This is a genomic window from Chitinophaga sp. (genome assembly GCF_035538455.1).
GTDB lineage: Bacteria > Bacteroidota > Bacteroidia > Chitinophagales > Chitinophagaceae > Chitinophaga.
Genome location: NZ_DATLKJ010000103.1, coordinates 1 through 13,555, shown reverse-complemented (window position 1 = coordinate 13,555; position 13,555 = coordinate 1). Strand labels below are relative to the sequence as shown.

Genomic DNA, 13,555 nt, shown 5'->3' with positions numbered 1-13,555 from the left:
ATTAAAAGTTATACAACAGCGTCAGGTAAATATCGTACTGGTTGTACGATTGCCCGTTGCCGATATGTTGATTGGTCCAGTTGCCGAACAGTCCGAGTGTGGTTCTGTAATTGAAAGTCTTCTGATAACCCGCTCCGATGCCGCTGGAGAAGAAGTCAACGGCTTTGGCAAACTGGTAGTTCCTGCTGCGGTCATCAGGTGTCGTACCCAGCGACAACATTAACGCTACAAAGTCTTTCTGGTCATTGAGATAATAGCGGTTGGTGAGCGTGTATGCCTGGAACCATTTACCACGTTCATTGATCACATAACCCCGAAGGTTCACCCAGTAATTGTTCCAGTACTTCGCTACAGACCATACGCCAGACCAGGTGTCTACGCTGTCGGCCCTCAGATAGCGGGCGCCCAGCTCCCCTTCCCACTCTTTACCGAAATTATGGAAGAGCGAATATCCTGCACGGAAGCGGGGGAACACATCTGCATTCGACCAGCTGACCAGACCGTAGGAATAGTTGCTTTTGTTGTGTGTGTAATATGTTTCTGCTTCCAGCTGCACACCGTTGCCACCGGCACGGTCAGCGTAGTTGATCCTGCCGCCGATGCTTCCCCTGTTGTGGAAGCGGAGATATTGCAAAGACGTGATACTGCCGGGACGGCTGCCATTATCGAATATACTCTGCAAGTGGATAACACCCACCTGGTTACGGTATGTTTTACTTTGCAGCCATGCGTGATAGTTCCGGATATTGCTGTTGCCCGGGTCCAGGTGTTTGAGTGAGCCTGCGGTGGCTGCCGCCTCCCTGTATCGTTTCAGTGTTTCCAACGTCTCTGCTTTTTTCATCAGAAGCGCTTTATCCTGCGGATACAGTTGCAACCCCTTATTGGTATATACCAGTGAGCTATCGTATTGCTTCAGCGCCAGGTGCATATTGGCAAGGCTTTGCAGCAGCAGCGTATCAGCAGGATTATATGCATAGGCCATCCGGTATACGGTCAGTGCACTATCCCATGCGTTGGCGTCACGGAGTTGTTTGCCATGGCTCATCAACTGGTCTGTATACATGCTGCGCAGGGTGGTATCTGCCGGATGTTGCTGCAGCAGCTGACCGGAGATAGCATACGCTGCCGGATAATTATGAGACTGCTGAAGCAGTGCTGATTTCTTTTGTAAGATGATCGTGTTATTACCGAGCGCCGACAATGCGCTGTCGCAGTACTGAGTGGCCGCTGTAGTAGCGCCGTTGCGGTTCTGCAGATTGATGAGGCTGAGCCATGCATCCTGGTTATGCGGGTCCGTATGCACCACTTCCTGTAGCAACGGTTGTGCCTTTGCAGGTGTGGCGCCGCTCAGTTCGCGGCGGGCAGCCGTCATCAGCTGATCAGTGTATGCCTGTTTATACTTTGTGATGGCGGGATACTGCGTCATCAGTGCACGACTCAATGTGGCCGCTTCCGTGTATTGACCTGCGGCTTCCAGCAGAGCTGATTTTTTGAACAGCAGGGTGGTATCGCCGGGCGCCTGTTGCAACAATACGTTGATGACGGAAAGGGCGCTGTCGCCGTTACCGGCTTTTGAAAAATCGTTTATCCGTTGACGTTGTATATCATAGTAGATCTGGCGGTTGCGCTGATTGGGCTGCACCTTCAGCAGGCAGGCCGCAGATACCGCGGCAGCATCATACTGGCGCATATCCTGCAGGATGCCTGTTTTCTTCAGCACAAAATCCGCATCAGAAGGATATTGCATCAGGGCGGCATTGCACCACTGCAGCGCATCATTATAATGCTGCATACTGTAGTACGTATTGATGACGGCATTCAACGCGGACTTATTACCCGGTTCAAGTTCCAGCAGCTGACGGCTCAGGGTTATCTGCTGCGCTTTATCGCCGCGTTTCCTGGCAGCGAGATAAGCGTTCGTCAGGCGGTCTTTTTCGATGGTCCTGCTGTCTGGTTTGCGCACCGGCGTTTCTTCCGGCTGCGGTGTGTTGTTCGCCTCTTCTTTCTTCCCTGCGGCCAGATATTCTGCCTTAATTCCTTTTACTTTTTCATCGTTGGGAAATAAGGTGCTTAGCTTTGCGAGTACTTTTTCCTGTTCCGTTTTCAGCCTGTTTTCCTGTAGGATGCCATACTTCTTCATGAGCAGATCCTTGTTGTCGGGATCGGCGGCCAATGCCATATCAACATAGCATACAGCCTCACCGCTGCGGCCCTGGTTGTATTCCAGGTTGATGAGATATTGCAGGGCATCCATGTTCTTCGGCTCTTTTCTCAGGACCAGCTGCCATTGTATCCTGCCAGCATGCGTATCGCCGGTAAGTACATATAAGCGTCCCAGTAAGAGCATAACATCTGTGTAACCAGGGCTCTGCTTCAATGCTTTCAGACAGAGAGCTTTGGCCTTTTCGTAGTCGTGACGCTGATTGGTCTCTTCCAGCGCTCTTTGCAGGAGGACGTCTGACGACACCAGTCCCTTGCGCTGTGCCGCTACGCCTGATGCATAGAAAAGGCATGCGAATAAAAAGAAGACCTGTATTATATTTTTCCAGTAAACCATTCTTAATTGATCTGATGAATAATTATACCGCAGGCTGTTGTTTGAAACCTTTACGCTGCATATTGCCCCAGCCGTGCTTCTTACCGGTAAGCTGATACAAGTAGCCTCTCATGGCAAAGAACAGTACCAACGGGTGATATAAAAATGGCTCCAGGAATGTCATCATGCACAGTTTGGCAACATCCTTCCAGCTCTGGTAATAACGGAAGGTCAGCTGATCCCAGAGGATAGCCAGCGAAGAGATGAACACCGAGAAGGTATAAATGAACAACAGCAGGATGACGGCGAAATCCCAGTTGATGATGTTGAACACCACGATATAGATGTAATACAGCAGGCCCACAAACTCAATGAGTGGCGCCAGCAGTTCGAAAATGAAATTGTAGGGGAATACGATCAGGCCCAGGCGCTTGTATTTTGGATTGAACAACACGCTCCGGTGCGTACTGAAGATCTGTAACAATCCTCTTGCCCAACGGGTACGCTGCCTGCCAAATACTTTGAACGTAGACGGGCTTTCCGTCCAGCAAAGTGTTTCGGGGATGTAACGTACCGCGTATTCCAGCTTCTGTTCGCACATGTATTTGCACATACGGATAATCATATCCATATCTTCTCCCAGCGATTTGGGATCATAGCCGCCGGCTTTGACGACAATCTCTTTATCGAAGAGACCGAGTCCGCCGGAAACGTTAGGCACCGCATTAATGGAAGTCCACCCCATTTTGCCCAGCACAAAAGAGCGGATGTATTCCATTTCCTGGAAACGGGGCAGCCACTCTTCCGGAGGTTTGATTGAAGTAAGCATACCGGCATCTGCTTCGCAGGAATTAGCCATACGCAAAGTGGCGCCCGTAGCGATCACCCTGGTCTCTTCATCCATAAATGGACGGATCAGTTTCAGCAGGGTGTTCCGGTCGAGGATACAATCTACGTCCGTATTGAGGAAGTAAGCGAAAGACGCAGCGTTGATACCGGCATTCACTGCATCCGCCTTGCTTTTACCATTCACTTTGTCGACCACCAGGAGTTTGGCGTAAGCAGGATTGTCTGACTTAAAGAAACGTTTTACAGGCTGACAGGTCAGCTGCTGATTATAAGCAAAATCTATCTCCGACAGTTCAAATTCATTGATCAGTTTCTCCAGCGTTTCATCCGTACTGCCGTCATTCACAATGATCACCTCAAACCGGGGATAGTTCAGGGTGAGCAATGAGCGTACGTTTGGGATGATGGTCACTGCTTCATTATATGCCGGGGCAATAACAGAAATGCCCGGTGTAAGTGGAGACTCCACCAATGTCAGCGTTTCCCTGATCCTGTTTTTCCAGCTGTACCGCCTGATGGCAAAGTAAGACAGGAACGCCAGGAAGGTGTAGAACGCAAACAACAACACACAATAAAAGAAGACAGCATGTTCGTAAAACTTAGTAATATTTGTCCAGATAGTATGTTGCATCAATATTTTATTAGAGGGTTAAGGCAATGCTGCAATATGGTATGATGCTGCCCTACGCTCTGCGCCTGCAGTTGCTGCAACATCAGCTGAGCCAGTGCCTTATGATTAACAATTGATTTTGCCGCTTGTTTTTTGATCTCAAAGTCTTCTGAGCTGAGGAACTGGCTACGCAGGAAGTCCAGCTGCCTGCCGCTTCCGATACGGCCAAGCGCCTTAAGTATCTCCTCCCTGCAGGATAACGGTTGCTCTTCATACATGCTGACGAGCTCCAGCTCTGCTTCCAGTGCCATCAGTTTTCCCAGGCTGTTGATGGACAGTGCACGTAATTCCAGGTTCTCTGATTTCAGCATAGACATCACCGCAGGGATGGCATCGAACTGCTGGAAATGAGCGGCCAGTTTAAGACAGAAGGATATTACAGAAGGATGATAAGCAGGATCTATCCATCTTGCAAAAGACGGTACCGGTATATCTGTACGTTGGGTGACCAGGCGGAACAGTTCAAACTGTTCCCATGCCAGCAAGGGTTTGCTGATCTCCTGTAGAAAATCCATCGGGTGCTCAGCTGAACATTTGGCGAAATAGCAGCGTGCCATTTCGCGCACATAGCGGTTATGGTGATTGATCAATGGCAGTACTACCTTTTCTTCCACTGTAATTTCCATATTGAACAATTCACTCAATCCTTCTACAATCCTTTTAGGATTGGGGCTGCTGAGTTTCTGCTGTGCATATTGATGCAGCCCCAGGTCTATGTAAAGGCTCCTCGACAGATCTGCCACATGCCCGCTGAAGTTCCTCCTGTAGTGCAGTATTTTCTGCACCAGTAATTCCCTGCCCCATTTATGATGCAGGGGAAGCTTACGGAATTCGTTCAGGGCAGGCGGCTGCTTTTCATCAAAGATGTCCTGCTGAACCATATGCTCCAACATGAGCACATCTATCTGTTCAGCTACTGGTTCATTCCTGCGGTCCTGGAAATACTTCACAGCCCTCAGCAGCAACATGTTCAGGTAAGCTAAAAAGATGCCGGCAATAGCGAGTAAGGAAACGATGATAGCTCCTTTGATGAATGTGGGCAGCCAGAAAAAATTTTCCTTCACTTCCACAAACCACGACTCTATCCCATTAAAGAATGAAAACATGACTCTCTTAACTAAAAATAGACACTATAGAAATACGATTAATACACGTTCTGGACCTGCTGTACCAGACGGTTTACCCTGGACACCAGTTCACTTGGGGCAAATGGTTTTTTCAGATAGTCATCTGCTCCAAGATCAAAACCATCCAATACTGTTTTTTCGTTGGTGATAGCGGAAAGTATCATTACAGGTGTACCCTTCTTTAGCTGATTACGTTTAAGCCTGCTTAAAAGTTCAAGACCACTTGCAAAAGGCAGCATGAGGTCTGTTATGATCAGATCAAAATCGCCTCCTTCCATGTGACCGATTGCTTCCTTACCATTCTGGGCGATTGTTATATTGTAGCCCTGTTTACCTAAAATAAGATTCACCGCGCGTGCCATAAATGTGTCGTCTTCAATAATCAATATACGCTTCATAATCTGTTGTTTTTGCGAACAGTTAATTAATAGAAATCCGCTCTCTGTCAGGAATGACAAAGGAGGGAGTTCAGGATGATAAAGATGGTAGGATAAAAAGACATCAGCTGATTACTGGTGCCTCACAGAAACATGGTCAAAACTATGGAGCTCGTTGGCTAAGCACACGCACATTTGCATATACCATGCCAAAAATATCAAGCTATCCAATTCCTTTGATACCAATTAATTATAAGGGTCTTATTTGATTTGGAGATTAATTGTCAGCACGACACTTTACTGACACTGCTAAAACATGAAGACGCGTAAAAAAAATTGGGTTTTAGGTAAAATAAATACAAAACCTTTGGTTACTTTCTATCTGTTGCAGTTTGTTGGTGCGAATTTGCAACGAATTATCCGGATGGAAAAAATTATGCGCCAGGTTAACAGTGGGATAACATATTGTAAAGTTTAAATTATATACATCCTTAATTGGTTACCTTTTCATATATTAGGAAAACATAACAATTTAATGAACACATACTGGAAATGGGCATCTGTCGGCTGCGGCCTCCTGTTATTGGCTGTCGCAGCGGGCGCACAGCAGCAAACGCTTAGTCTTGCGGAAGCCCTGAAGTTGGTAGAGACCAGTCAGCCGCAACTGAAAGCGTATGCTTTACAAACGCAGGCAGCCCAATACAGTGAACAACTTGAGCGGAACACGCTTGTTCCGGAGGTGACGGCAGGCTATCAGGCTGGCTATGCCACCTATAACAACATTACGGGCATGAGCTATCCCGGACTGTTGTTACCTATCAGCGGGCCGCCATCCAGTGGCAATATCTATGATCCGGTTCCAGGTACTGCCCTGATGGCGATGATCAGATGGAACCCGCTTACCTTTGGTCAGCGCGAAGCTGCGGCCCGCAGGGCGGCAGCGCAGTACAAGATGGCAGCGAGTTACTACAGCGATGCTTTGTTCCGGCAGCAATACCTTACCATCACCACCTACCTTGACGCCCTTTATCTGCAGCAACTGATGCAGAGCAGCCGTGCTAATATCTCCCGTACAGAGGCTGGCCAGGAACAGTCGCTTGTACTGGCGCGGCAGGGTCTCCGCCCAGGCATCGACACCACACAATTTCAGGCGGCGCTGGCACAGGCACGTACTGAATTGTTGGTATTGCAACAACAGTATTATGCGCAGCTCACGGAGCTTTCACGGTTGGGGAACCTATCTATCAGCCCGGACCAGCTGGTACTTTCAGACACGCTCCTGTTAGGCCGCCTGCCATCATCTCCGGATACTACAAATACGCTTAACAACCATCCGCATTTCCGGTATTACACCGCCAGGAAGGACGTGAGTGCTGCTGCCCTGAAAGAGATCCAACACAGCTGGCTTCCCCGGCTTGATCTCTGGGCCAATGCCTATGCACGTGGTTCAGGCATTGCGGCAGATGGCAGCATAGACAAGCCAGCCGGCTGGTCACTGCAGCGCAATAACTATGGCGCGGGCCTCCAGGTGAGCTTTCCTATCCTCGGCTTCGCACGTACCAACCTACAAAAGAAGCAATACCGTTTCCTGCTGAAAGCCGATGAAGCACAGCTCGAACAGACAACGCTGGACCTCCGGCAGCAACAACGAACGGCATGGTTCAATTATCATCAGAACCTGGAGATTGTGCGGCAGTCAGCCATACAGACGAAGGCAGCAAGTTTTGCATTTGATGGGCTGAAGCTGGGCTACGCAAACGGCCTTACCGATTTCACGAGGCTGACACAGGGGCAATACGATCTGCAGAAAGCAGAAGCAAGCGGTTACCGCGCCAGCCTCCAATTGTGGCGCGCGCTGCTGGAAGTAGCCGTAGCACAGGGACGATTAGAAATATTCACCGACAACATGAAATAACAATATATTTTATGAAACTGATTATCCAGGCATTGCGGCATCCCGTTAGTGTATTCGTTGCCGTTATAGCAATATTGCTTTTCTCATTTCTGTCCATACGCAATGCCCGCATAGATATTTTCCCGAAGATGGGGCTGCCGGCGGTATACGTGGCGCAGCCCTACGGTGGGTTGTCGCCCGAGCAGGTGGAAGGCTTTGTTACCTCTTACTATGAATATCATTTCCTGTATATCACCGGCGTAAAGTATGTGGAGTCTAGAAGCATACAGGGTGCGGCTATCATCAAGATTGTATTCAATGAAGGTACAGACATGAGCCAGGCAATGGCCGAGGTTGCAGGCTATGTAACGCGCGCCAGGGCCTTTATGCCACCAGGTACAGTCCCTCCTTTTGTAACGCGTTTTGATGCGGGCAGCGTCCCTGTAGGACAACTGGTATTTAGTTCAGAGAGCAGATCCCTCAGTGAGATATCGGACCTGGCCTTGTTTCGTGTACGCCCAATGTTTGCTACGCTCCCGGGCGTATCAGCACCTCCCCCTTTCGGTGGCAACCAGAAAACGGTGCTTATCACCCTGGACCCTGAAAAACTGCGCGCTTACCATTTTTCACCAGACCAGGTGGTACAGACGATTGCCCGGTTCAATACGATCTCACCGGCAGGTAATATCCGTATCGGTGATACTACCTATATCACGCCGCAGAACAGCACGATCGAAACATTGCAGGACCTCCAGAATACGCCACTGCAACAGGGTACAGGGCCTTCCGTCTATGTGAAGGATATAGCCACTGTGAGCCTCGGCGCCGACGTTACCACCAGCTACGCACTGATCAATGGTAAGCGTTCCGTCTATATTCCTGTTACGAAAAGAGCGGATGCCTCCACCTGGGATGTAGTCCAACGTGTAAAGGCCGCATTGCCTGACATGCAGGCCGCTATCCCTCCGGATATTAAGGTCAGCTATGCCTTTGATCAGTCAGGGTACGTGATCAATTCGCTGCGCAGCCTTCTCTTCGAAGGTGGGCTGGGCGCCCTTCTTACGGGCCTGATCGTATGGCTGTTCCTGGCCGACTCCCGCAGCGCATTGATTGTGGTGCTCACCATTCCGCTGGCATTACTCACTTCTTCCATCCTGCTTTACCTCACAGGCCAGACCATCAACATCATGACATTGGGCGGGCTCGCGTTGTCTGTTGGGATACTGGTAGATGAAGCGACGGTGACCATCGAAAATATTCACCGGCACATGGAGACAGGTAAAAGCAAATCCAGGGCTGTAGCGGATGCCAGCAAGGAGATTGCGGCGCCTAAACTGCTCATATTACTGAGCATACTGTCAGTGTTTGTACCTGCCTTGTTCATGAACGGCATACCCAGAGCCATGTTCATGCCATTATCATTGGCAGTAGGCTTCGCTATGATCGCGTCCTTTCTGTTATCACAAACCTTTGTACCGGTAGCAGCCAGCCTGCTGCTGAAAGCGCGTATCAATAATACTGCCGGAGAAAGCCGTGCAGCAAGTTTCTTTCAACGTATCCGGCAACGTTATGCAACAGCAGGATACCGCATGCGTGTAGCCTCCGGCTGGTTCACAGCGCTCTTCCTCGCGGTATCAGCAGGAATATTGTGGTTATTGTTCCGGTTTGCCGGCACAGCGCTGTTTCCGCATACAGACAGCGGACAAACACAGGTTCGTTTACGCATGCCCGTAGGCACCCGCTTTGAGCGCACTGAAGACGCCACGCGTAAACTGTTGCAGCTGGCAGACAGTATCGCAGGACATGGTAATACGATCATCACTTCCGCGTTTGTAGGCACACAGCCATCCAGCTACCCGGTGAACTATATCCATCTGTGGACAGGCGGACCTTATGAATCTGTGGCCCGTATCCGGCTGAAAAAGGGCGCTATTCCAGTGAGGCGCTTTCAGGAAAAGCTGAGAGCGGCTGTCAGACAGGAGATACCTGCAGTGAAGATCTCTTTTGAGCCAGGCGATATAGTTGAACAGGTACTTAACCTGGGCAGTACCAATCCCGTAGAAATAGCGGTAGTTAACAGGAACCTCGCAGAAGGCCGCAAAACAGCTACACAGCTGATGCAGCAGCTATCACAGATCCCCACGCTGCGCGACTTACAGATAGCCACACCGTTGGATTACCCGGCTATCCGGCTGGACATAGATCGCGTGAAGGCAGGCCAAGCCGGACTTAGCAGCGAACAGATTGCGCGATCAACTGTGGCGGCCACGTCTTCCAGCCGCTTTACCACGCCGGGCTACTGGCTGGATAAGGCCACCGGCACCGCTTACCAGGTGCAGGTGCAATACCCGGAATACCGCATGAACAGTACCAGTCAGCTGGAAGCCATACCTGTGGGCAATGAGCACTACCTCAACGAAGTGGCTACGTGGAAACGGACCAGTACCGCAGGAGAATATGACCGGTTGAACCAGCAGCGTTATATTACCATCACCGCCAATATTGAAGAGGAGGATGCCGGCGGTGTATTCCGCAAAGTGGATCAGCTGATCAAACGCATGGGCAAGCTACCTAACGGCGCCAAAATATTATTACGCGGTCAGCCTGAACTACTGCAACAAACGCTTAGCAGCCTTCAGTCAGGACTCCTTATTGCCATAGTGGTTATCTTTCTGCTGATGGCAGTATATTTTCAATCATTCCGTATTGCGCTTATCATATTATCCGTAGTACCTGCCGTGGTGGCAGGTTCCCTGTTATTCCTACTGATGACGGGGAACTCACTGAACATACAGTCATACATGGGTACGATCATGGCGGTGGGTGTGGCCATTGCCAATGCGGTGCTCTTCATAACGCATGCAGAGCAGCTGCGCAGACAGGGTAACGGTAATGCCTATATGCAGGCAGCTGAAGGCAGACTACGTCCCATACTGATGACAAGCATTGCTATGATCACCGGGATGATACCAATGTCGCTCGGTTTGGCCGAAGGCAGCGACCAGACAGCGCCACTGGCCATTGCCGTTATCGGGGGACTGTTATTGTCCGCTGTCACCGTACTATTCATTCTTCCTCATATCTATCAGCAAACAACTGGAAGGAAATCCTATCAACCGGTTTCTCTCGATCCTGATGATACAAACAGTAAAAATTATGACAAACATTAAAAGTCGTCTACCTCACATGCGTCATATTGCTATATACCTGTTATTGCCTGTATTGTGCGCCTGCGGCGGAAACGGGCAGGAACAGAACAACACCGCCAACGGCAATGTTCCGGATACGATACCAGTATTTATCCTTCGCGGGGACACGGTAAAGAAAACGATAGAGCTGCCGGCGGAGCTGATCCCATATGAGAGTGCGGAACTTTTTGCAAAGGTGCAGGGCTTCATCCGGGAGATGAAAGTGGACCTGGGTGACCGCGTAAAGAAAGGACAGGTGCTGGCGGTTATTGAGGCCCCTGAAGTGAACAGCCGCTTTGCCGAATCAGAAGCGAGCGTACAGTCGGCCAGGGCGAAGTGGATGTCCAGCAAAGACCAGTACGAAAGGCTATACCGCGCTTCACAGGCGCCTACTCCCGGCATCGTTGCGCCGGCAGACCTGGAGCGGAACCGCAACCAGATGCTGGCCGACAGCGCCGCATATGCAGCTGCAGGGAAACAAGCGCAATCCTATAAGGCCATATCCGGCTACCTGTATATCATCTCTCCTTTCGATGGAGTGATCACAGCACGTAAAGCAGATCCCGGCGCTATTACAGGGCCCGGCGCGCAGCTGCTCACCGTACAGAACAACCATGTGCTCCGTCTGCGTGTAGCCGTTCCCGAAGTATATGTGGCAGCGGCTGTATCCAAAGAAATTGACTTCCGGGTGGATGCCTATCCTACGCAATATTTCAAAGCAATGCTTGCACGTAAATCAGAGACGATAGATCCTGCTACGCGTACAGAGCTGTGGGAGTTCAGGGTAGACAACAGCGGACATCAGCTGAAAGCCGGCGCGTTCGCCTACGTAAAACTGAAGCTCGAAAGAGGTGCTCCTTCTTTCACGGTGCCATTCAGCAGCATTGCCACCACACAGGAAAGAAAATTTGTGATACAGGTGAAAGACGGCAAAGCCGCCTGGACAGACGTAAGGCAAGGCATCACCACGGATAGTGCGGTGGAGGTATTCGGTAACCTGAAAGCCGGCGATACCCTGCTGGTGAAGGCAACGGATGAGCGGAAACCAGGCAGCACAGGCTTCTGGAAACTGAAAGCCAGGAGTTGATCACCGGGTGTCAGGGAACTGCCGGTTTGTCTCCTGACACTGCGATCTGTTTTCATTAAATACTAAGTATTTTAGCATTTGGATGCAATTCAAAGGATACACCCCTATTTTTTAATTGATAAACCCCTTCATTATGGAAACCACCACACTTAAACGCTGTTGCGTTTATCTATTACTGATCACCGGAATGATCGCCTGTAAAAAAGAGGTTGCGCCTCCTCCACCTGAAGTAACCACGGAATCATTCAGCAACAGCTGCGCGGTACCTGTATCCTGGTTTAAGCTGGAACAGAAACTGATCAAGGAGAGCCCAGGCTTTGCACCACCTGTTGCCGCCAGGGCAATTGCCTATACGGGCATTGCGCTGCATGAAGCCGTTGTATGGGGCATATACGGCGTGCCTACACTGAAGGGCCAGCTGGACGGCCTTACCACGCTGCCCACACCGGAAAGCGGGAAAAGGTATATCTGGGCAATAGCGGCCAACAGCGCCATGGCGGACATCATCAGGTACCTGTTTCCCAATGCCTCGCCAGCCAATTTACAGTTGATCGATCAGCAGGAAAGCAATGATCTTACCTCACTGAGCGACGGCTACACACAGGCAGATATTGACCGGTCCACTGCCTTTGGCAAACAGATAGCAGCAGCTATTTATCAGTGGTCTGCTGCGGATGGCGGTAAAGATGGCTACCTGAACAACTTCCCTACGGACTACACGCCACCCGTTGGTCCGGGGCTATGGGTGCCTACTCCGCCGGGATTTCAGCGCGCCATGTTACCCTACTGGGGCAACAACCGCTTGCTGGTAAAACCGGATCAGCCTGATCTCACCAGGATTCTGCCGCCACCCTATTCAACAGACACCACCTCCGCCTTCTACCAATCTGCTAACGGGGTGTACAAGATCTCCAAAACACTGACGCCTGAGCAAAATACGATTGCCAAATACTGGGCGGATGGCAGCAACACTTTCACCCCTCCGGGCCACCTGATAGGCATTGCAGTACAACTGGTCAGCGAGCAGCATCTCAGTCTCGGGCAGGCGGCATCACTCCTTGCCAAAGTAGGCATAGGCCTGAACGATGCGGGTATCATCTGCTGGAAGTACAAATACAAGTACAACGTGTTACGTCCGGTTACGTATATCCGTAACCGTATTGACACAGGCTGGAACAGTCTGATCGGTACGCCGCCCTTCCCTGCCTATACATCTGGTCATGCTACTTTCTCGAGTGCTGTCGGTCACATACTGGAAGACTACTTTGGTCATAGCTTTGCTTTCACCGACAAGCAGAAAATACCGGACGGTTTTACCCCACGGTATTTTGATAACTTCAACGCTATGATTGATGAAGCGGCTATCTCCCGTGTGTATGGCGGTATCCACTATGATTTCGACAGCGAAAACGGTAAGCAGACCGGTAAGGAACTGGCGGATCATGTGCTGTCGTTGAGATATTAGGCATGATGTTATGACAGTGAACCATCTAAAAAGGGACGCCTGTGCGTCCCTTTTTAGATGGTGGTCAAACGTAGTATAGGCGGATTCCTGTTGCTGCGTGTCTAGCTTAGTTCTGGCACTACTAGATAAGATCATTTATAGCAAGTGCGCTTTTAACAGGGCGTTACCTGGGGGTTGACTGGGCTTTGGTATACCGTTGGTATGCCTTTGTCTCGTCCTTAGTACGCAAATTTTGCATCCTTTGATAATCAAATGACAAGCGAAAGCATACACAATATCAGGGCTGGCCCTGATGTGGCCAGCCCGACAGGTGTGTACAGTTATCATGGGTGGTTTCCGTTATTGGCCTTTGCGAATACGCT

The 13,555-nt window shown here is 50.2% G+C and carries 8 protein-coding genes; 4 read left to right on the top strand and 4 right to left on the bottom strand.

All coding sequences use genetic code 11. From position 1 onward, the window contains the following. Window position 1: 1 nt before the first annotated feature. The 4 genes from VM802_RS12855 to VM802_RS12840 are packed head-to-tail and all read right to left on the bottom strand — an operon-like array spanning window position 2 to window position 5,580. Window positions 2-2,557 (bottom strand): YaiO family outer membrane beta-barrel protein, encoded by a 2,556-nt coding sequence (locus tag VM802_RS12855; RefSeq protein ID WP_325531031.1) that lies wholly within the window; start codon window positions 2,555-2,557, stop codon window positions 2-4. A gap of 22 nt (window positions 2,558-2,579) precedes the next feature. Continuing rightward, window positions 2,580-4,016: a glycosyltransferase family 2 protein gene (locus VM802_RS12850; protein WP_325531029.1), complete on the bottom strand. Its 1,437-nt coding sequence runs from the start codon at window positions 4,014-4,016 to the stop codon at window positions 2,580-2,582. Beyond that, window positions 4,016-5,161, bottom strand: a complete 1,146-nt coding sequence (locus VM802_RS12845) for a HEAT repeat domain-containing protein (protein WP_325531027.1) — start codon at window positions 5,159-5,161, stop codon at window positions 4,016-4,018. The genes VM802_RS12850 and VM802_RS12845 overlap by 1 nt, the downstream gene beginning before the upstream one ends. Before the next feature lie 38 nt (window positions 5,162-5,199). Further along, entirely contained in the window at window positions 5,200-5,580 is a 381-nt protein-coding gene (locus VM802_RS12840; protein WP_325531025.1) for a response regulator transcription factor, read from the bottom strand. A gap of 514 nt (window positions 5,581-6,094) precedes the next feature. Between VM802_RS12840 and VM802_RS12835 the strand changes: the two genes are divergently transcribed. The 4 genes from VM802_RS12835 (at window position 6,095) to VM802_RS12820 (ending at window position 13,193) form a co-directional block, all read left to right on the top strand. Then, window positions 6,095-7,474: a TolC family protein gene (locus VM802_RS12835; protein WP_325531023.1), complete on the top strand. Its 1,380-nt coding sequence runs from the start codon at window positions 6,095-6,097 to the stop codon at window positions 7,472-7,474. Between the two features lie 11 nt (window positions 7,475-7,485). Beyond that, the gene (locus tag VM802_RS12830; RefSeq protein WP_325531021.1) at window positions 7,486-10,623 is read left to right on the top strand and encodes an efflux RND transporter permease subunit; all 3,138 of its coding nucleotides are present in this window, start codon (window positions 7,486-7,488) and stop codon (window positions 10,621-10,623) included. Further along, window positions 10,610-11,728, top strand: coding sequence for an efflux RND transporter periplasmic adaptor subunit (locus VM802_RS12825; RefSeq protein WP_325531019.1), 1,119 nt, complete (start codon window positions 10,610-10,612; stop codon window positions 11,726-11,728). The genes VM802_RS12830 and VM802_RS12825 overlap by 14 nt, the downstream gene beginning before the upstream one ends. 133 nt (window positions 11,729-11,861) lie before the next feature. Continuing rightward, window positions 11,862-13,193 (top strand): vanadium-dependent haloperoxidase, encoded by a 1,332-nt coding sequence (locus VM802_RS12820; RefSeq protein WP_325531017.1) that lies wholly within the window; start codon window positions 11,862-11,864, stop codon window positions 13,191-13,193. Window positions 13,194-13,555: the final 362 nt, after the last annotated feature.